This window comes from Rhodococcoides corynebacterioides NBRC 14404, from assembly GCF_001894765.1.
GTDB classification, from domain to species: Bacteria; Actinomycetota; Actinomycetes; order Mycobacteriales; family Mycobacteriaceae; genus Rhodococcoides; species Rhodococcoides corynebacterioides.
In genome coordinates this window covers 328,061-348,503 of sequence record NZ_BCWV01000003.1, presented here as the reverse complement: position 1 = coordinate 348,503, position 20,443 = coordinate 328,061, and the positions used below count along the sequence as shown (strand labels likewise).

At 69.9% G+C, this 20,443-nt stretch carries 18 protein-coding genes; 16 read left to right on the top strand and 2 right to left on the bottom strand.

Annotation, left to right across the window (positions count from 1 at the left end):
* The first annotated feature begins 34 nt into the window (after positions 1-34).
* Positions 35-1,030 carry an aldo/keto reductase gene (locus RC2_RS06865; protein ID WP_068152648.1) on the top strand — a complete coding sequence of 332 codons (996 nt, stop codon included), beginning with the start codon at positions 35-37 and terminating at the stop codon, positions 1,028-1,030.
* A 10-nt stretch (positions 1,031-1,040) separates the two neighbouring features.
* Here the strand turns inward: RC2_RS06865 and RC2_RS06860 are convergent, their stop codons facing one another.
* Positions 1,041-1,880, bottom strand: a complete 840-nt coding sequence (locus RC2_RS06860; RefSeq protein ID WP_072681227.1) for a hypothetical protein — start codon at positions 1,878-1,880, stop codon at positions 1,041-1,043.
* Between the two features lie 241 nt (positions 1,881-2,121).
* On the opposite strand from RC2_RS06860, the gene RC2_RS06855 reads away from it, so the two are divergent.
* The 15 genes from RC2_RS06855 (at position 2,122) to RC2_RS06785 (ending at position 18,957) form a co-directional block, all read left to right on the top strand.
* A complete protein-coding gene (locus RC2_RS06855) occupies positions 2,122-2,964 on the top strand; it encodes a TIGR03084 family metal-binding protein (protein ID WP_072681225.1) in 843 nt (280 codons plus the stop codon).
* Positions 2,965-3,017: 53 nt separating this feature from the next.
* A complete protein-coding gene (locus RC2_RS06850; RefSeq protein ID WP_083529679.1) occupies positions 3,018-4,793 on the top strand; it encodes an acyclic terpene utilization AtuA family protein in 1,776 nt (591 codons plus the stop codon).
* Entirely contained in the window at positions 4,790-5,938 is a 1,149-nt protein-coding gene (locus tag RC2_RS06845; RefSeq protein ID WP_072681223.1) for an acyl-CoA dehydrogenase family protein, read from the top strand. Before RC2_RS06850 ends, RC2_RS06845 begins: the two co-directional genes overlap by 4 nt.
* Entirely contained in the window at positions 5,935-7,533 is a 1,599-nt protein-coding gene (locus RC2_RS06840) for an acyl-CoA carboxylase subunit beta (protein ID WP_072681220.1), read from the top strand. Before RC2_RS06845 ends, RC2_RS06840 begins: the two co-directional genes overlap by 4 nt.
* Before the next feature lie 5 nt (positions 7,534-7,538).
* Complete coding sequence (locus tag RC2_RS06835) at positions 7,539-9,665, top strand: acetyl/propionyl/methylcrotonyl-CoA carboxylase subunit alpha (protein ID WP_083529678.1); 2,127 nt, start codon at positions 7,539-7,541, stop codon at positions 9,663-9,665.
* Positions 9,662-10,822, top strand: a complete 1,161-nt coding sequence (locus RC2_RS06830; RefSeq protein WP_068153557.1) for an acyl-CoA dehydrogenase family protein — start codon at positions 9,662-9,664, stop codon at positions 10,820-10,822. Before RC2_RS06835 ends, RC2_RS06830 begins: the two co-directional genes overlap by 4 nt.
* Positions 10,822-11,664 carry an enoyl-CoA hydratase family protein gene (locus tag RC2_RS06825; RefSeq protein WP_083529667.1) on the top strand — a complete coding sequence of 281 codons (843 nt, stop codon included), beginning with the start codon at positions 10,822-10,824 and terminating at the stop codon, positions 11,662-11,664. The genes RC2_RS06830 and RC2_RS06825 overlap by 1 nt, the downstream gene beginning before the upstream one ends.
* A gap of 3 nt (positions 11,665-11,667) precedes the next feature.
* Complete coding sequence (locus RC2_RS06820; RefSeq protein WP_245811008.1) at positions 11,668-12,282, top strand: TetR/AcrR family transcriptional regulator; 615 nt, start codon at positions 11,668-11,670, stop codon at positions 12,280-12,282.
* A gap of 54 nt (positions 12,283-12,336) precedes the next feature.
* On the top strand, positions 12,337-12,864 hold the full coding sequence (locus RC2_RS06815; protein ID WP_068151649.1) for a DUF3558 domain-containing protein: 528 nt from the start codon (positions 12,337-12,339) through the stop codon (positions 12,862-12,864).
* A complete protein-coding gene (locus RC2_RS06810) occupies positions 12,861-13,385 on the top strand; it encodes a DUF3558 domain-containing protein (RefSeq protein ID WP_068151646.1) in 525 nt (174 codons plus the stop codon). Before RC2_RS06815 ends, RC2_RS06810 begins: the two co-directional genes overlap by 4 nt.
* A gap of 299 nt (positions 13,386-13,684) precedes the next feature.
* On the top strand, positions 13,685-14,059 hold the full coding sequence (gene rpsL, locus RC2_RS06805; protein WP_068099557.1) for a 30S ribosomal protein S12: 375 nt from the start codon (positions 13,685-13,687) through the stop codon (positions 14,057-14,059).
* 1 nt (position 14,060) lies between these two features.
* A complete protein-coding gene (gene rpsG / locus RC2_RS06800; protein ID WP_042574002.1) occupies positions 14,061-14,531 on the top strand; it encodes a 30S ribosomal protein S7 in 471 nt (156 codons plus the stop codon).
* A 96-nt stretch (positions 14,532-14,627) separates the two neighbouring features.
* The gene (gene fusA / locus RC2_RS06795; RefSeq protein ID WP_068151643.1) at positions 14,628-16,730 is read left to right on the top strand and encodes an elongation factor G; all 2,103 of its coding nucleotides are present in this window, start codon (positions 14,628-14,630) and stop codon (positions 16,728-16,730) included.
* 105 nt (positions 16,731-16,835) lie between these two features.
* The gene (gene tuf, locus RC2_RS06790) at positions 16,836-18,026 is read left to right on the top strand and encodes an elongation factor Tu (RefSeq protein ID WP_068151641.1); all 1,191 of its coding nucleotides are present in this window, start codon (positions 16,836-16,838) and stop codon (positions 18,024-18,026) included.
* A 121-nt stretch (positions 18,027-18,147) separates the two neighbouring features.
* Positions 18,148-18,957 (top strand): glutamate racemase, encoded by an 810-nt coding sequence (locus RC2_RS06785; RefSeq protein WP_068151640.1) that lies wholly within the window; start codon positions 18,148-18,150, stop codon positions 18,955-18,957.
* Here the strand turns inward: RC2_RS06785 and RC2_RS06780 are convergent.
* Positions 18,917-20,425 (bottom strand): UDP-N-acetylmuramoyl-L-alanyl-D-glutamate--2,6-diaminopimelate ligase, encoded by a 1,509-nt coding sequence (locus RC2_RS06780; RefSeq protein WP_068151639.1) that lies wholly within the window; start codon positions 20,423-20,425, stop codon positions 18,917-18,919. The two genes, RC2_RS06785 and RC2_RS06780, sit on opposite strands and share 41 nt — an antisense overlap.
* Between the last annotated feature and the right edge of the window lie 18 nt (positions 20,426-20,443).

The following is a 20,443-nucleotide window of genomic DNA, read 5'->3' as shown; positions in this document are numbered from 1 at the left end:
CACGAGGATGCACGCCCGGCCTACTGTGGGTCGTATGACCCTCTCGCAGCGCACGCTCGGTACGCAGTCGGCTCTCACCGTGTCCGCCCTCGGACTCGGCTGCATGGGCATGTCCGAGTTCTACGGCGACACCGACCGCGCGTCCGGCGTCGAGACGATCCGCCGCGCCCTCGACCTCGGCGTGACCTTCCTCGACACCGCGGACATGTACGGCCCGTTCGTCAACGAGGAACTGGTCGGCGAGGCGATCGCCGGGCGCCGCGACGAGGTGCAACTGGCCACGAAGTTCGGCAACGAGCGCCTGCCCGACGGCACCAGGCTCGGCATCAACGGCAGCCCCGAGTACGTGCGGTCGGCCTGCGACGCGTCGCTGTCGCGTCTCGGCGTCGACCACATCGACCTGTACTACCAGCATCGCGTGGACAAGTCGGTGCCGATCGAGGACACCGTCGGGGCCATGGCGGAGCTGGTCGAGGCCGGCAAGGTGCGCCACCTGGGACTGTCCGAGGCGTCGGCGGCCACCATCCGCCGTGCTCACGCCGTCCATCCCATCACCGCGGTGCAGACGGAGTACTCCCTCTTCACCCGTGACATCGAGGCGGAGGTGCTGCCGACGTTGCGAGAGTTGGGGATCGGTCTGGTGCCGTACTCGCCGCTCGGCCGCGGACTGCTGACCGGTGCCATCGAGAAGGAATCGCAGTTGGCCGAGCAGGATTCGCGCCGGACGTCGTACTTCCCGCGGTTCCAGGGCGAGGCGCTCGAGGCCAATCTGGCGCTGGTCGCGCAGATCCGGGCCATCGCGGAGCGGCTCGGTTGCACGCCCGGTCAGCTGGCACTGGCGTGGGTGCTGGCGCAGGGTGCGGACGTCGCGCCCATTCCCGGCACCAAGCGGGTGCGCTACCTCGAGGAGAACGTCGGCGCCCTGGACGTGGCCGCCACCCAGGAGATCCTGGACGAGGTCGAAGCCGCGGTTCCGGCGTCCGCCGTCGTGGGGGCGCGCTACGGAGACATGTCGAGCATCGACGGGTAGTTCGGCGGGGTCAGTTCTGGTCGAGCCGCACGGAGCGTACGAAGGTGTAGAGCAGCGTCGGGATGGCAATGGTCAGGGCCATCACCGGGACCCACACCACCATGGCACCGAGCACGGGCACGTCGGTGGTGAACAGCTTCCACCCGATGATCGCCGTGACACCGCCGGCGCTGAGCACCATGTGCGTGGCGAGCATCCACCGGTCGAGGAAGATGCCCGCGACCAGGCCCAGCACGGCGAGGAACGCGGTCTTGCCGATCGCGAACTCGGGAGGCATGTCCGCCGTCAGGTTGGCGGCGACGATGCCGATGTCGGCCAGGACGACGAAGACGAACAGGGTCCACAACCGCGGCCAGGAGATCACCAGCCACCACAGTGCGGCGGTGAACGCGAAGACGCCGCAGCCGATCTGGATACCGAGGGCCGGCTGGGTCCGTGCACCGAAGCCGAAGAGGATCTCGAGTGTCGCGCACACGCCCATCCCGGCGGTGAACAGCGCGATGAGCACGCGCACCACGCGCTCGTCGGTGAACGAGTACATCATTCCGACGATCCACTCGTACCGACTCTCGAGCAGGCCGCGGGGAGCGTCGTCGTCCCGCTCGTCGCGGGGATCCCGCGCGTCGCGGGGGTCGCTTCCGGTGTCCGCGGCGGACTCCGCCGACGGGAAGGACTCGGGTCGAGGGGACGCGTACGCCCTCGAGGGGGCGGACGGGGTGAACGCAGCCCCGAACGCTCCGGCGCCGCCGAACGCTCCGCCCTGTCCGTATGTCTTGGGATAGGTCTGCGGGAGGGGCTGTGGGAGGGGCTGGGGAAAGGGCTGGGGGATGCCCTCCGGTCCTGGTGCCATGTCGGTCCCGTTCCCTTCAGGTCATGCTCGGTGGTTCGCTCGGCGCGTCGGTAGGCATGCCGTGCGGTGATGCGGTATAGGGCGTACTGCCCGGTCCGGCCACCGTAAACCAGGACTTCGCGTCCGCGGGAGGGGAAGAGCGGGCCGCGCCGAGGTTCTGTGACGGCTCACAAGTTTTGCGTGTCGCGACAACAAAGCAAGCGTGCTTGCTTTTTTCCGCGGTCGCTGGCACGGTGCTCGCATGGCCGACACGGCCGCCGTGCTGGCGGACCTCCGCGCCGAGGGTGACGCCCTCGACGACCTTCTCTCCGACGTCAACGAGGCGGGGTGGCGCACGCTCACTCCCGCCGACGGCTGGACCGTCGCCCATCAGATCGCTCACCTGCACTGGACCGACCACGTCGCGGCCTTGACCGCGGCCGGGTCCGCGGGCGACGAGGACGCCGCGGCGGCGTTCGACGCCGTGATCGCCGAGGCGCTCACCGATCCGGCCGGATTCGTCGACGCCGCCGCCGAGAACCTGGCCGGCGAGCAGCCCAGCACGCTGCTGGCGCGGTGGCGTCTCGGGCGCTCGCACGTGCTCTCCGTTCTCCCGGACGTCCCGGCCGGCACCCGCATCCGGTGGTTCGGCCCGCCGATGAGCGCCACGTCCCTGGCGACCGCCCGGCTCATGGAGACCTGGGCGCACGGGCAGGACGTCGCCGACGCTCTCGGGGTGGACCGTGAGCCCACCGCCCGTCTTCGCCACGTCGCCCACCTCGGTGTGCGCACTCGCGAGTTCGCCTACGCACTGCGCGGCCGCCCCGCTCCGGCCGCGCCCGTCCGTGTCGTCCTCACCGCGCCCGACGGTTCCGAGTGGACCTGGGGACCGGACGACGCGGACCAGCGGGTCGACGGATCCGCCCTGGACTTCTGCCTGCTCGTCACCCAGCGCGTCCACCGCGACGACACCGCGCTCGTGTCCCGCGGCGGCGACGCCGAGGAGTGGCTGACGATCGCGCAGGCGTTCGCCGGGGCACCGGGCACCGGACGGCGTCCGTCCGGAGCGGGAGCACCGGCGGAGACGGCGGAGACAGCGCTGTGACCGCCCTGCGCGTCGGCAATTGCTCGGGGTTCTACGGCGACCGGTTCTCGGCCATGCGCGAGATGCTCGACGGCGGCGACCTCGACGTCCTCACCGGCGACTACCTGGCCGAGCTGACCATGCTGATCCTCGGTCGCGATCGGCTGAAGGACCCCACCCGCGGGTACGCGAAGACCTACCTCCGGCAGCTCGAGGACTGCCTCGGCACGGCCGTCGAGCGTGGGGTGACCCTCGTGAGCAACGCCGGTGGTCTCGCGCCGGCACGGTTGGCCGACGAGATCCGCGTCCTCGCGGACCGCCTCGGCATCGCCGTCGCCGTCGCCCACGTCGAGGGGGACGATCTGATCGGCCGCGCCGACGCGCTCGGACTCGGGGCGCCACTGACCGCCAACGCCTACCTCGGCGCCTTCGGAATCGCACGCTGCCTGGAGGCGGGAGCGCAGGTGGTGGTGACCGGACGCGTGACCGACGCGTCGGTCGTCGTCGGGCCCGCCGTCGCGCGGTTCGGATGGACGCGAGACGACCTCGACGCCCTGGCCGGAGCGGTGGTGGCCGGGCACGTCATCGAGTGCGGCACCCAGGCCACCGGCGGCAACTACTCCTTCTTCACCGACGTGCCCGATCTCCGACGGCCGGGCTTCCCGATCGCCGAGATCGAGGCCGACGGGTCCTCGGTGATCACCAAGCACCCCGGCACCGGTGGAGCGGTGACCATCGGCACCGTCACCGCCCAGCTGATGTACGAGGTGTCCGGACCCCGCTATCTCGGACCGGACGCCACCGCCCGGCTCGACACCGTCGCCCTGACCGACGACGGCCCCGACCGCGTGCGGATCGCGGGCGTCCGGGGCGAGGCGCCGCCGCCGACGCTCAAGGTCTCCCGCAACACCGTCGGCGGCTTCCGCAACGAGACGACGTTCGTGCTCACCGGCCTCGACGTCGACGCCAAGGCGGCGCTGGTCCGGGCGCAGCTCACCGACGCACTCGTGCCACCGCCCGCGCAGGTCGAGTGGACCCTCGCTCGCACCGATCACCCCGACGCCGACACCGAGGAGGCGGCCAGCGCGCTGCTGCGCGTCGTCGTCCGGGACCCCGATCCGGCCGTCGTCGGGCGGCGATTCTCGGGCGCTGCGATCGAACTGGCCCTCGCCAGCTACCCCGGCTTCGCGGTCACCGCGCCGCCCGGGAACGGCTCGCCCTACGGCGTCTTCGAGGCGGGGTACGTCGAGCAGTCGGTCCCCGATCACACCGCCGTGCTGCCCGACGGCACCCGCGTGGCGATTCCGGCGCCCACCGTCACCACGCCCCTGTCCGACGATCCCGACGTACCCGGCGACTGCGGGAGCGTCCGTCCCGACGTCGCATCCGATGCCGACACGGTGATGCTGCCGCTCGGCACGCTCGCCGCAGCCCGCAGCGGCGACAAGGGCGGTGACGCCAACGTCGGTATCTGGGTGCGCACGGACGACGAGTGGGAGTGGCTCCGCGGCTGCCTCACCGTCGACGCGATCCGGCAGCTGCTGCCCGAGACGGCGTCGTCGACCCTGCGCCGGTACGAGTTCCCGAACCTGCGCGCGGTCAACGTCGTCGTCCACGGCCTGTTGGGCGCCGGCGTCGCCTCCGGTGCTCGATTCGATCCGCAGGCCAAGGGGCTCGGCGAGTGGCTGCGGTCCCGGCACGTTCCGATTCCCCGACACCTGCTGGGCGACAGGTCCACACAGGCCACCACAGCGCAGGCCACCACTGCGCAGGACTCGACCGCACAGGACACGACCGCACGGGCCGGCACAGCACAGGCCACCACCACATCGTCAGGAGCATCCGCATGACCCCCTGGGGAGGACCGGAGCGCGACCAGCTCCGCAAGACCGTCCGCGCGTTCGTCGAGCGCGACGTGGCGCCGCATCAGGCCGACTGGGAGCGCGACGGGGAGATCCCGCGCAGCCTGCACCGTGCGGCGGCCGAGTTGGGCCTGCTCGGGGCGCCCTTCCCCGAGGCGGTCGGCGGCGAGGGCGGCACCGTCGTCGACGCCACCGTCATCTGCGAGGAGATGCACGAGGCGGGTGCCTCCGGCGGTGTGTTCGCGTCCCTCTTCACGTGCGGGATCGCCCTGCCCCACCTGGTCGGCGCCCGGGACCCCGATCAGGTGGACCGGTGGGTGCGGCCGACGCTCGCCGGCGAGATGATCGGGTCCCTCGCGATCACCGAGCCGGGCGGCGGGTCCGACGTGGGCCACCTGACCACGCGGGCGGTGCGGGACGGCGACGAGTTCGTGGTGAACGGATCCAAGACCTACATCACCTCGGGTTGCCGGGCGGACTTCGTGGTCACCGCGGTCCGGACGGGCGGCGACGGCGCCGGCGGGGTGTCCCTGCTCGTCGTCGAGCGGGGGACACCGGGTTTCGCGGTCTCACGAAAGCTCGACAAGATGGGCTGGCGCGCCTCCGACACCGCGGAGCTGTCCTTCTCGGACGTCCGGGTGCCGGTGAGCAATCTCGTCGGGGCGGAGAACTCCGGGTTCGGGCAGATCGCGCAGGCGTTCGTGTCGGAGCGGGTGGCGCTGGCGGCGCAGGCGTACTCGTCCGCTCAGCGATGCCTCGACCTCACGGTGGCCTGGACCCGCGACCGACGCACCTTCGGCAAGCCGCTGATCGCCCGTCAGTCGGTGCAGAACACGCTGAGCGAGATGCACCGGCGGATCGACGTCGCCCGCACCTACACGCGCGCGTTGGTGGACCGCTACGTCGCGGGCGAGACCGACGGGATCGCCGAGGTGTGCCACGCGAAGAACACCGCCGTCGAGGCCGGGGAGTGGGTGGCCTCGCAGGCGGTGCAACTCTTCGGCGGGCTCGGATACATGGCGGAGAGCGAGGTGGAGCGCCAGTACCGCGACATGCGCATCATCGGCATCGGCGGCGGCACCACCGAGATCCTGACCTCGCTGGCGGCGAAGCGTCTGGGGTACAGCGCATGACGGCGCTGGTCTCGCGGCTGGATATCGGGGGCGACGGCTTCGCGGCCGCCGCGGACACCATGCGCGCCAAGCTCGGCGAGGTCGAGTCCGAGCACGCCAAGGCCCTCGCCGGCGGCGGGGAGAAGTACGTCGCCCGGCACCGCGCGCGCGGCAAGCTCACCGCGCGGGAGCGGATCGAACTGCTCGTCGACGAGGACTCGCCGTTCCTCGAGCTGTGCCCGTTGGCGGCGTGGGGATCGGACTTCCCGGTCGGCGCGTCCGTCGTCGTCGGTATCGGCGTCGTCAGCGGAACCGAGTGCCTCGTCGTCGCCAACGATCCCACCGTCCGCGGCGGCAGCAGCAATCCCTGGACGTTGCGCAAGACGTTGCGTGCCAACGACATCGCGATGCAGAACCGCCTGCCGGTGATCTCGCTCGTCGAGTCCGGCGGCGCGGACCTCCCGACCCAGAAGGAGGTGTTCGTTCCCGGCGGACGCATCTTCCGCGACCTCACGCGGCTGTCCGCCGCGGGGATTCCCACCATCGCGCTGGTGTTCGGCAACTCCACGGCCGGTGGTGCCTACATCCCCGGCATGTCCGACCACGTCGTGATGATCGAGGAGCGGTCCAAGGTGTTCCTGGCCGGCCCGCCACTGGTGAAGATGGCCACCGGTGAGGAGACCGACGACGAATCCCTCGGTGGCGCACGGATGCACGCCCGGACGTCGGGTCTCGCGGATCACCTCGCCGTCGACGAGGAGGACGCGCTGCGCATCGGGCGCTCCATCGTCGCCCGGTTGAACTGGCGCAAGGCCGGTCCCGCGCCACGCGCCGACGTGCTACCGCCGCGGTACGACGCGGAGGATCTGCTCGGGATCGTCCCCGCGGACCTGAAGATCCCCTTCGACCCCCGCGAGGTGATCGCGCGCATCGTCGACGACAGCGAGTTCGACGAGTTCAAGCCGCTCTACGGCTCGTCGCTCGTCACCGGTTGGGCCGAGCTGCACGGCTTTCCGGTCGGCATCCTCGCCAACGCGCGCGGTGTGCTGTTCAGCGAGGAGTCCCAGAAGGCCACGCAGTTCATCCAGTTGGCCAACCGGTCGAACACCCCGTTGCTGTTCCTGCACAACACCACCGGCTACATGGTGGGCCGCGAGTACGAGGAAGGCGGGATGATCAAGCACGGCGCGATGATGATCAACGCCGTCTCCAACTCCACCGTCCCGCACATCTCCGTGCTCCTCGGTGCGTCCTACGGCGCCGGTCACTACGGCATGTGCGGGCGTGCGTTCGACCCGCGCTTCCTGTTCGCCTGGCCCAGCGCGAAGTCCGCCGTCATGGGCGGCGCACAGCTCGCGGGCGTCATCTCCATCGTCTCCCGCGCCGCCGCGGAAGCGCGCGGGCAGGCGTTCGACGAGGAGGCCGACGCCGGCCTGCGCGCGATGATCGAGAACCAGATCGAAGCGGAGTCCGTTCCGATGTTCCTCTCGGGTCGTCTCTACGACGACGGCGTCATCGACCCCCGAGACACCCGCACGGTGGTGGGGATGTGCCTGTCGGCCATCGCCTCCGCCCCGATCGAGGGCACCGCCGAGTTCGGTGTCTTCCGGATGTGAACGCCATGACACCCACTGCGCCCACGGCACCCACGGCACCCACGTCTCTTGCAGACCCCGACACCCCGGTCACGCGCGTGCTCGTGGCCAACCGGGGCGAGATCGCTCGTCGCGTGTTCGCGACGTGCCGACGCGAGGGCATCGGGACCGTCGCCGTGTTCTCCGACGCCGACGCCGACTCCCCGCACGTCGCCGAGGCGGACGCCGCGGTGCGACTGCCGGGGTCGACCTCCGCCGAGACGTACCTGCGCGGTGACCTGGTCATCGACGCCGCCCGCCGCGCCGGCGCCGACGCGATCCATCCCGGTTACGGGTTCCTGTCCGAGAACGCGGATTTCGCGCGCGCGGTGCAGGACGCCGGCCTGGTGTGGATCGGACCGCCCGTGAAGGCCATCGAGATCATGGGCTCGAAGGTCGAGTCGAAGGCGATGATGCGTGACGCGGGCGTGCCCGTGCTCGATCGGCTCGATCCGGCGTCGGTCACCGAGGCCGACCTGCCCGTGCTGGTGAAGGCGTCGGCGGGCGGCGGCGGCCGCGGCATGCGGGTGGTGCGCGAGCTGGCGTCGTTGACCGACGAGATCGAGGCCGCGGCGCGGGAAGCGTTGTCCGCGTTCGGCGATGCGACCGTGTTCTGCGAGCGGTACCTCGAGACGGGTCGACACATCGAGGTCCAGGTCATGGCCGATCGGCACGGCACCGTCTGGGCCGTGGGGGAGCGGGAGTGCTCCATCCAACGGCGTCACCAGAAGGTGATCGAAGAAGCTCCGTCGCCGCTGGTGGAGCGCACTCCGGGCATGCGGGAGCGGCTCTTCGACGCCGCCCGCGCCGCCACCACCGCCATCGACTACGAGGGCGCCGGGACCGTCGAGTTCCTCGCCGACGAGCGCGGCGAGTTCTACTTCCTCGAGACCAACACCCGTCTGCAGGTGGAACATCCGGTCACCGAGTGCACCACCGGACTCGACCTGGTGTCGCTGCAACTGCACGTCGCCGCCGGGGGCGGACTGCCCGCCGCACCGCCGCCCACCACCGGGCACGCGATCGAGGTGCGGCTCTACGCCGAGGACCCCGCGCGCGACTGGCAGCCGCAGAGCGGCACCCTGCACGAGGTGGACTTCGGCTCCGCGGTGCAGTTCGACGTGCCCGGATCCGGCACCCTGCCTGCCGAGGGTCTGCGCGTCGATTCCGGGGTCGTCGGCGGCAGCGTCGTCGGCGTGCACTACGACCCCATGCTGGCCAAGGTCATCGCGGTCGCCCCCACGCGTCGCCGCGCCGCGGCCGTTCTCGCGTCCGCGATGGAGCGGGCGCACCTCCTCGGCCTGCGCACCAATCGCGATCTGCTCGTGCGGGTTCTACGTCACCCGTCGTTCCTCGCCGGTGACACCGACACCGCGTTCTTCGCCACGCACGGGCTCGCCGCGCTGGCCCGGCCGCTGGTCGGCGGCGACGAGTTGCGTCTGTCTGCACTCGTGGCCGCACTGGCCGAGGCCGCGGGTCGCCGCGCTGCCGCTCCGGTCGGCCGATCGCTGCCGAGCGGCTGGCGGAACCTGCCCTCGGTCCCGCAACGCGCCGTCTACACGGTCGGTGCCGCCGAGGGGGAGGAGCTCGTCGTCGAGTACCGGCTCGGCCGCGACGGCCTGGTGACCGAGGTCGACGACTGCACGCTGGTGCGCTGCGACGCGCGGTCGGTCGTCCTCGACCACGCCGGCGTGCGGCGGACGTTCACCGTCCTCGTGCACGGATCGCACGTGGCCGTGCACTCCGCACTCGGTCCGGTGGCGCTGGAGCGTCGTCCGCGATTCGTCGATCCGAGCGCGACCGTCGCCGCCGGGTCGCTCGTCGCGCCCATGCCCGGGTCCGTGGTCCGGATCGGCGTCGCGGTCGGCGACCGCGTCACGGCCGGGCAGCCGATCGTCTGGCTCGAGGCCATGAAGATGGAACACACGATCACGGCCCCCGCCGACGGCGTCGTGACGGACCTGGCGGTGTCCGTGGGACAGCAGGTCGAGGTGGACGCCGTCCTCGCGGTGGTGTCCGAACTTTCCGACACCCAACCCGCCGACAGCCAACCCACCGACACCGAACCCGCCGACACCGAACCGCACGAATCCCGAGAAGGAGAACAGTCATGAGCTTCGTGGAGACCGAGGAGCAGAAGAGTCTGCGCGCCGCCGTCGCGGGACTGGGCAAGCGGCACAACTACATGGACTACGTGCTGCCGAAGGCTCGTCGCGGTGAGCCGCTCACGGAGCTGTGGCAGGAGGCCGGTGCACTCGGGTTCCTCGGGGTGAACCTGCCGGAGGAGTACGGCGGCGGCGGCGCGGGCATCTACGAGCTCGCCCTCGTGCAGGAGGAGATGTCCTCCTTCGGCGCGGGCCTGCTGCTCGTGGTGGTCTCCCCGGCCATCTGCGGCACCATCATCGCGAAGTACGGCACCCCGGATCAGAAGCAGCAGTGGCTGACTCGACTCGCGGACGGGTCCGCGATCATGGCCTTCGGGATCACCGAGCCGGACGCGGGGTCGAACTCGCACAGGATCACCACCACCGCGCGTCGGGACGGCGACGAGTGGGTGCTGCGGGGCAGCAAGATCTACATCTCCGGGGTGGACCAGGCCGACGCCGTGCTGGTCGTCTCGCGCACCGAGGACGCCGCGACCGGTGGGCTGAAGCCCGCGCTGTTCATCGTGCCCACCGACACCCCCGGGTTCAGCGCGACGCCGATGGCCATGGACATCGTCGAGCCGGACCACCAGTTCACCCTGTTCCTCGACGACGTTCGGCTGCCGGCCGACGCGCTGGTCGGCGAGCCCGACGCGGCGATCGCGCAGCTGTTCGCCGGGCTCAACCCGGAGCGCATCCTCGGCGCGGCGATGGCCATCGGCATGGGCCGCTACGCCCTCGACGCCGCGGTGTCGTTCGCGAAGGAACGGCAGGTGTGGAAGACCCCCATCGGCGCCCACCAGGGCATCGCCCACCCGTTGGCGCAGTGCAAGATCGAGCTCGAACTGGCCAAGCTCATGATGCAGAAGGCCGCGGTGCTCTACGACAGCGGCGACGACTTCGGGGCCGCCGAGGCCGCCAACATGGCCAAGTACGCGGCCGCGGAGGCCAGCATCAAGGCGCTCGATCAGGCCATCCAGACCCACGGCGGCGCCGGCCTGACCTCGGACTACGGGTTGGCGTCGATGCTGGGCACGGCTCGGATCGCCCGGGTCGCCCCGGTGAGCCGCGAGATGATCCTGAACTTCGTCTCCCAGCACTCGCTGGGTCTGCCGAAGAGCTACTGATGGCGGCTGAGTCGATCGAGTCGCCCGAGCCGACTGAGTCGACCGAGTCGACCGAGTCGCCCGAGTCGACCGAGTCGCCCGAGTCGCCGCCCGTCCGCGAGGCGCGGGACGCGGGCGTCGTCACGCTCACGCTCGACAGCCCGCACAACCGCAACGCGCTCTCCTCCGCCCTGGTCGTCGGCGTGCTGGACGGGGTGCGTCGGGCCGGCGTCGACCCGGACGTGCGCGCCGTGGTGCTGACCCACACCGGTGGAACCTTCTGCGCCGGAGCAGATCTCACCGAGGCGGGTGCGGACCCCGCCACGCGGACGGCGCAGATGGTGGAGTTGTTGCGCGCCGTCGTCGAGGCGCCGGTTCCGGTGATCGGTCTGATCGACGGGCACGTCCGAGCCGGCGGTATGGGTCTGATCGCGGCGTGCGACGTCGTGATCGCCGGGCCGCGCAGCACGTTCGCGCTCACCGAGGCGCGGCTCGGATTGGCGCCGTCGATCATCTCGCTGACGGTGCTGCCGCGGCTGACCTCGCGGGCAGCGAGTCGACTGTTCCTCACCGGGGAGAAGGTGGGCCCGGCCGAGGCCGCCGCGTGGGGTCTGATCACCGAGGCGGTGGACGATCCGTCCGCGGCGGTCCGGCCCCTGCTCGCGTCGTTCCGCCTGTCCTCCCCGCAGGGCCTGGCCGAGACCAAGAAGCTCACCACGGCCGCCGTCCTCGACGAGTTCGACCGCCGCGCCGACGCCCTCGCCGCGGACTCCGCCCGCCTCTTCGCGTCGGCCGAGGCGCGGGAGGGGATGATGGCGTTCCTGGAGAAGCGCCCACCGTCCTGGGCCGTCGTGAGGGGGTAGCACGTGGTCGCGCCGCGGGAGCCGAAGCAGGATCGCAGCCGGGCCACTCGGCAACGGTTGCTGGAGGCCACCATCGAGTCCCTCGCCGAGCAGGGCTGGGGACCCACCACCGTCGGTCACGTCGCCGAACGGGCCGGTGTGTCACGCGGCGCCACTCAGCATCACTTCCCCACTCGCGAGGATCTGATCACGGCGGCACTGGATTACATGTTCGACACCCGAATGGGTGACGCGGTGGCCGAGGAGCACGATCTGCCGACGGGTGCGGAGCGCACCGAGGCCGTCGTCGCACGGCTGGTCGAGTACTACACGGGCCCCATGTTCAAGGCGGCGCTGCAGGTGTGGACGGCGGCGTCGTCCGATCCCGACCTCCGCGCGCGCGTGCTGCCGCTCGAGGACAAGTTCGGCCGGGCGGCCCACCGCACTGCGGTGCGACACCTCGGCGTCGACGACGCCGATCCCCGCACCCATCGGTTGGTCCAGGCCACGCTCGACCTCGCCCGCGGGCTCGGACTCGCCGACGTGCTCAGCGACGACTCCCGACGGCGCGGCGAGATCGTCAAGGCCTGGGCGACGGTGTTGGACGCGTCCCTGCCGGTGCCGACGGCGGCGACCTGACGGGCGCGACGTGACGGGGCGAGTCGACCGGCCGTTCCTTGTAGGGTGCCGGGCATGAGACCGGTGCGGTGGGCCGTGGGCCTGGCAGCAGCGGCGGCGCTGACCGCCTGCGGCGGCACGTCCGACACCGCGGCCGGGCCGACCACGACCACCGCGGCCGATCGGCCGGGGCCGTTCTTCGGGGTCTGCGGACAGTTGACCGACGACGAGGTTCGGCAGGCGTTCGCGGTGCCCGCCTTCGCGACGGTCACCCGCAACTCGGTCGGATGCGAGTGGGAGGTCTCCGGTCCGACCGGGCCGTCGGTCAGCTTCTCCTGGTATCGCGGCAGTCCGATCGGCCGGGAGCGCGCGGGGTCCGAGCTGATCGGCCGACCCGCCGCGGACATCGAGATCGCCGGGCAGTCCGGCTTCGAGGCGCTCTACCAGGACGCCCTCGGACAGCCGGTGTTGTGCGAGAGCGCGCTGCAGTACGGCTCGGACTTCGTCCACCTGTCGGTGACGTACGCGGACGTCGCCCCCACCGCCGACCCGTGTGTGGTGGGGCGGCAGCTGCTCGAGACCGTCGCGGAGCGTGCGCAGTGAGACGACCGGCGCCGCTCGCCGCGCTCGCCGCCGCGGCCCTGCTGCTCGCGGGCTGTAGTTCCACCATCGAGGGCCGGCCGGTCCCGGTGGGCGCGAACACGGGCGATCAGGAGTTCCAATCGCTGCTCGAGGAGTGCAACACCGTCACCCCGGAGCAGATCGCGGACGTGGTCGGCGGCACGGCGATCGATCAGGGTTTCCTCGGCGCCATCTGTCGGTGGGACGTCACCGGTCCGGCCGGTGCCGTCAAGGTGACCTTCGACTGGTTCGAGTCCGGTTCGCTCGCCGCCGAGCGGGAGGCGAACGAGCGGATGGGCTGGACCGTCACGGACGTGACGGTGTCCTCCCGCGGGGCCATCGAGATCCGGCAGCCCGACGATCCGGCGTCGTGCGGAGTGAGTGCGCCGTCGCCGGTTTCCGGGGTGATCGGGTGGTGGGTGCAGTTCCGGCCGGGCAATCCGGCGGATCCGTGCGAGGCGGCCACGCGCCTCATGCAGCTCTCGCTGAACCTGAGCGCCTGATCGGGCGATCACGCCTGTACCCGATCGAGGTGCGTTTTGACCCGCAGGCGCGCCGACGGGTATCGTCGTGGGTTGTGTCCGGCGCGTCCGGACCGTCTGTGTGCCTATACGAGGTACAGCCGTGCTCATGTTCTTTGCCGAGCAAGCTCATGGCTACCGTGTGGGGGTATGCGACACACCCGACCGCGGGGTGAGAAGACCCGCGGTGGCAGTGCCGGAAACGGTACCGGGTGAGGGGCAGCGCTTCCTTGTCCCAACTGCTTTCCATCCCTGATTCTCGACACGAAGAAAGCCGGTTCATGCCAACGATCAACCAGCTGGTCCGCAAGGGTCGCACCGACAAGGTCGCGAAACTGAAGACCGCCGCCCTCAAGGGCGGACCGCAGCGTCGCGGCGTGTGCACCCGCGTGTACACCACGACGCCCAAGAAGCCGAACTCCGCACTCCGTAAGGTCGCGCGCGTGCGCTTGACCAGCGCGGTGGAGGTCACGGCCTACATCCCCGGTGAGGGTCACAACCTGCAGGAGCACTCGATGGTGCTCGTTCGCGGCGGTCGTGTGAAGGACCTCCCGGGTGTTCGGTACAAGATCATCCGCGGCTCGCTCGACACCCAGGGTGTCAAGAACCGCAAGCAGGCTCGCAGCCGTTACGGCGCGAAGAAGGAGAAGAGCTGACATGCCACGCAAGGGACCTGCACCCAAGCGCCCGCTGATCAACGACCCGGTCTACGGATCGCCGCTGGTCACGCAGCTCGTCAACAAGATCCTCATGGACGGCAAGAAGTCGACCGCCGAGCGCATCGTGTACCAGGCTCTCGAGCAGGCACGCGAGAAGACGGGTACCGATCCCGTCGTGACGCTCAAGCGCGCCCTCGACAACGTCAAGCCGGCCCTCGAGGTCCGCAGCCGTCGTGTCGGTGGCGCCACCTACCAGGTGCCGGTCGAGGTTCGTCCCGGCCGGTCCACCACGCTGGCGCTCCGCTGGCTCGTCTCGTTCTCGCGCGCTCGTCGTGAGAAGACGATGGTCGAGCGTCTGGCCAACGAGCTTCTCGACGCCAGCAACGGCCTCGGTGCCGCGGTGAAGCGCCGCGAGGACACGCACAAGATGGCGGAAGCCAACAAGGCGTTCGCGCACTACCGCTGGTGATCGCGTAACGCCCGGTGGCGCCGGAACTATCCGGCGCCGCCCGGGCGTTGATCCGACCGAGAACTACCTCTTCCAACACCAAGGCGGGATGAATTCGTGGCACAGGACGTGCTGACCGACCTGAACAAGGTCCGCAACATCGGCATCATGGCCCACATCGATGCCGGTAAGACCACCACTACCGAGCGCATCCTCTTCTACACCGGTATCTCGTACAAGATCGGTGAGGTCCACGACGGCGCAGCCACGATGGACTGGATGGAGCAGGAACAGGAACGTGGCATCACCATCACGTCTGCTGCCACGACGTGCTTCTGGAACGACAACCAGATCAACATCATCGACACCCCCGGACACGTGGACTTCACGGTCGAGGTGGAGCGTTCGCTCCGCGTCCTCGACGGTGCCGTCGCCGTGTTCGACGGCAAGGAGGGCGTCGAGCCCCAGTCCGAGCAGGTGTGGCGCCAGGCCGACAAGTACGACGTGCCGCGCATCTGCTTCGTGAACAAGATGGACAAGCTCGGCGCCGACTTCTACTTCACGGTGCAGACCATCAAGGATCGCCTCGGCGCGAAGCCGCTGGTCATCCAGCTCCCCATCGGTGCCGAGGACGGCTTCGAGGGCATCGTCGACCTGGTCGAGATGAACGCGAAGGTCTGGTCCGGCGAGACCAAGCTGGGCGAGAAGTACGACGTCCGCGAGATCCCGGCCGACCTGCAGGAGAAGGCCGAGCAGTACCGCCAGGAGCTGCTCGAGACCGTCGCCGAGTCGGACGAGGCGCTGCTCGAGAAGTTCTTCGGCGGCGAGGAGCTCACCATCGAGGAGATCAAGGGAGCGATTCGCAAGCTCACCGTGAACTCCGAGATGTACCCGATCCTGTGTGGTTCGGCGTTCAAGAACAAGGGCGTGCAGCCCATGCTCGACGCCGTCATCGACTACCTGCCGTCCCCGCTGGACGTGGAGTCGGTGCAGGGTCACGCGCCGAACAACGAGGAGGAGATCCTCACTCGTCGCCCGTCCTCGGACGAGCCGTTCGCCGCACTGGCCTTCAAGATCGCGACGCACCCGTTCTTCGGCAAGCTGACCTACGTCCGCGTGTACTCGGGCAAGGTCGACTCCGGCTCGCAGGTCATCAACTCGACCAAGGGCAAGAAGGAGCGTCTGGGCAAGCTCTTCCAGATGCACTCCAACAAGGAGAACCCGGTCGCCACCGCGAGCGCCGGCCACATCTACGCCGTGATCGGTCTGAAGGACACGACCACCGGTGACACGCTCTGCGACCCGCAGAACCAGGTCATCCTCGAGTCGATGACGTTCCCGGACCCGGTCATCCAGGTCTCGATCGAGCCCAAGACCAAGTCCGACCAGGAGAAGCTGGGCACCGCGATCCAGAAGCTCGCCGAAGAGGATCCCACCTTCTCGGTGAAGCTGGACGAGGAGACCGGCCAGACCGTCATCGGCGGCATGGGCGAGCTCCACCTCGACATCCTCGTCGACCGCATGCGTCGTGAGTTCAAGGTCGAGGCGAACGTCGGCAAGCCGCAGGTCGCGTACCGCGAGACCATCACGAAGACCGTCGAGAAGCACGAGTTCACCCACAAGAAGCAGACGGGTGGCTCCGGCCAGTTCGCGAAGGTCATCATCGGTCTCGAGCCGTTCGTCGGCGAGGACGGTGCGACGTACGAGTTCGAGAACAAGGTCACCGGTGGCCGCGTTCCGCGCGAGTACATCCCCTCCGTCGACGCCGGTGCGCAGGACGCCATGCAGTACGGCGTGCTCGCCGGCTACCCGCTGGTGAACCTGAAGATGACGCTCATCGACGGCGCGTACCACGACGTCGACTCCTCGGAGATGGCGTTCAAGATCGCCGGTTCGCAGGCACTGAAGGAGGCCGCCCGCAAGGCCGGCCCCGTCATCCTCGAGCCGCTCATGGCAGTCGAGGTCATCACGCCCGAGGAGTACATGGGTGACGTGATCGGCGACGTGAACTCCCGCCGTGGCCAGATCCAGGCCATGGAGGAACGCAGTGGTGCCCGTGTCGTCAAGGCGCTGGTTCCGCTGTCGGAGATGTTCGGTTACATCGGTGACCTGCGGTCTCGCACCCAGGGCCGCGCGAACTACTCCATGGTCTTCGACTCCTACGCAGAGGTTCCCTCGAACGTCTCGAAGGAGATCATCGCGAAGGCCACCGGAGAATAGTCTCCGAACGCAGGACCGAAGGGACCGGCCGACTCGGCCGGTCCCGGCACCACCTACCGTAAAAGACTGCACACCGCAGACATCGACAGTCCAGGAGGACACACAGTGGCGAAGGCGAAGTTCGAGCGGACGAAGCCGCACGTCAACATCGGGACCATCGGTCACGTTGACCACGGCAAGACGACGCTGACCGCAGCGATCACCAAGGTTCTGCACGACAAGTACCCCGACCTCAACGAGAGCTTTGCCTTCGATCAGATCGACAAGGCTCCCGAGGAGAAGGCTCGTGGTATCACGATCAACATCTCCCACGTCGAGTACCAGACGGAGAAGCGCCACTACGCGCACGTCGATGCTCCGGGTCACGCCGACTACATCAAGAACATGATCACCGGCGCGGCGCAGATGGACGGTGCGATCCTGGTCGTGGCGGCCACCGACGGCCCGATGCCCCAGACGCGTGAGCACGTGCTGCTCGCCCGCCAGGTCGGCGTGCCCTACATCCTCGTCGCCCTGAACAAGGCCGACATGGTGGACGACGACGAGATCATCGAGCTCGTCGAGATGGAGGTCCGCGAGCTCCTCGCTGCGCAGGAGTTCGACGAGGACGCCCCCGTCGTCAAGGTCTCCGCTCTCAAGGCCCTCGAGGGTGACGAGAAGTGGGCCGAGTCGGTCGCCGAGCTCATGCAGGCCGTCGACGACTCCATCCCGGACCCGGTCCGCGAGACCGACAAGCCGTTCCTCATGCCCGTCGAGGACGTCTTCACCATCACCGGCCGCGGCACCGTCGTCACCGGCCGTGTCGAGCGTGGACAGATCAACGTGAACGAGGACGTCGAGATCGTCGGCATCCGCGAGAAGTCCACCAAGACCACGGTCACCGGCATCGAGATGTTCCGCAAGCTGCTCGACTCGGGCCAGGCGGGCGACAACGTCGGCCTCCTCGTCCGCGGCATCAAGCGCGAGGACGTCGAGCGTGGACAGGTCGTCGTCAAGCCCGGCACCACCACTCCCCACACGGAGTTCGAGGGCCAGGCGTACATCCTGTCGAAGGACGAGGGCGGTCGCCACACCCCGTTCTTCAACAACTACCGCCCGCAGTTCTACTTCCGTACCACGGACGTGACGGGCGTCGTGACCCTCCCCGAGGGCACCGAGATGGTCATGCCCGGTGACAACACCGAGATGTCCGTCGTGCTGATTCAGCCGGTCGCCATGGACGAGGGCCTGCGGTTCGCCATCCGTGAGGGTGGTCGTACCGTCGGCGCCGGTCGCGTCACGAAGATCGTCAAGTAAGACCCTTCGAGTAGGGCCTCCAGGTCCGACTCGAGCCTGCGGCGCTCACCCTTCGGGGTGGGCGCCGTTCGGCGTTTCCGGGTGCGGAGTGCGCCGTCGCGCGCCGCTAGACTCGACTACCGTGACCGTCGCGCTGATCGACTCCGGACTCGGTTCCCTGCCGACCGCGGCCCGGCTCCGTCGTGCGCGCCCCGAGCTCGACCTGCAGCTCCACCTCGACCCCGAGGGCGCACCGTGGGGACCCAAGCCCATCGAGTGGACCGTCCGGCGCGTCGTCGACACCGCCCGCCGCGCCGTCGACGGAGGAGCCGCCGTCGTGGTGCTCCCGTGCAACACCGCGAGCGTCGTCGCTCTCGCCGAGACGCGCGCGGCCCTCGGCTCCTCCGTCCCCGTGGTCGGGACGGTCCCGGCCATCAAGCCGGCCGCGCGGGACTGCCGCACCATCGCGGTGTGGGCCACGGCCGCCACCACCGCCTCGTCGTATCAGGCCGCGCTGATCCAGCAGTTCGCCGCGGACGCCGATGTCACGGCGGTCGCCTGTCACGGTCTCGCCGACGCGATCGACCGGGGCGACACCGACGCCGTCTCGGCCGCCATCGCGTCGTCCGCGGAGCGCACCCCCGCCGACACCGAGGCGATCGTCCTGGGCTGCACGCATTATCCGTTGGTCGCGGACGAGATCATGGCCTCGCTCGCTCCGACGGTGCGGATGTACGACAGCGCGGATGCCGTGGCGGCGCAGACGCTTCGGCAGGTCGACGCCGTGGGTGTCCCGCCGGGCGCGGGTGCGTTGTCGGTCTTCCTGTCCGGTCGGCCCGGTTCCCTACCTCCGCAGGCCCGGTCGTTCGACGCGGGTCGGTTCCTCGCCGCGTCGTCCGGGGCGATTTCCGTCAGCGCGGAACGGACCGCCCCGCGCCGACCGTGCGCGTGATCGACTCGTACAGTTCCGTCGCGTCGTCGAAATACGTTCGGCGCGAACCGAAGTACTGCCAGTGATCGCTTCCCCGACCGGCCACGACCACGGTGTCGCCGTCGGTCAGGCCGGCAACGGAGCGGTCGATCGCCGCACGACGGTCGGGAATCTCGATCACCTGCGCGGGCGTGGTCCGTGCCCCCGCGGCGACGTCGTGACGCAGTAGGTCCGCCCGGTCGTGCTGCGGACTTTCGTCGGTGACGATCACGGTGTCGGCCCAGCGCCCGGCGACGGCACCGAGGTCGGCCCGCTTGCCCGGGTCGCGCCCGCCGGTCGCGCCGATCACCAGCACCAGTCGGCCCGGGGTGATGGATCTCAGGTACGGGACGGTGCTGCGTTGGCCCGACGGGTTGTGCATGTAATCCACCAGGGCGGTGAACGACTGTCCGGCCGCGACGGGTTCGAGGCGACCCGGGATGCCGTGCACCGAGGAGATGCCGTGGGCGGCGGCCTCGAGGTCGTGACCGCGGGCGACCAACGCCGCCAGCGCGACCAGCGCGTTGGACACCTGATGTGGACCGAGGACCGGCAGAGTGAGGTCGACCGTGCCGACCGGGGTGTGGGCGCGGAACGCCGTGCGGTGGGCGCTGCAGTCGATGTCGGTGGCCAACACGTCGGCGGCGACGTCCGATGTGGACACGGTGGCCACGTCCACGGCGCACTCGGCGGCCAGGCGTCGACCCCACTCGTCGTCGACACCGATCACCGCGAACCGCGTCCGCTCGGGGTCGAAGAGCGAGGCCTTGACGGCGAAGTAGTTCTCCATCGACCCGTGGTAGTCCAGGTGGTCGCGGCCGAGATTGGTGAACGCGAGCACCGCGAAGTCCAGTGCGTCGACCCGGTGCTCGGCGACGGCGTGGGACGACACCTCGACCGCGGCGCTGTCGCACCCGTTGTGGACGAAGGTCGCGAGCGTGCGGTGCAGGACGGTCGCCTCGGGGGTGGTCCGGACGGGTCGCTCGGCGGTGCCGTCGGTCGAGGAGATCGCGATGCCGGACACCAGACCGGGTGCGCGCCCCGAGCTCTGCAGGCCCGCGTGGAGGAAGTGCGTGGTGCTGGTCTTGCCGTTGGTCCCCGTGACGCCGTAGACCTCGAGTGCGGACGACGGCCGACCGTGGAACCACGACGCGAGCGGTCCGGCGACGGCGCGCGGGTGCGGCACGACGACGGTCGGCAGGTGGTCGGCACGGCGGTCACTGACGACGGCGACGGCTCCGCGCTCGATCGCGTCGCGTTCGAAATCGAGTCCGTGATGACTGCGTCCGGGCAGAGCCAGGTAGAGATCGCCGGGGCGCAGGGTCCGCGAGTCGTCGCAGACGTCCCGGATCGCGACGTCGTTCACGCCGGGGGCGTCGCGCCCCAGGAAGGCCGCCACGTCCGCGACGGTGACGGTCCCGGTGGTGCGGGGGAGATGTCCGGAACGCATCGTTCGTCCTACCCGCGA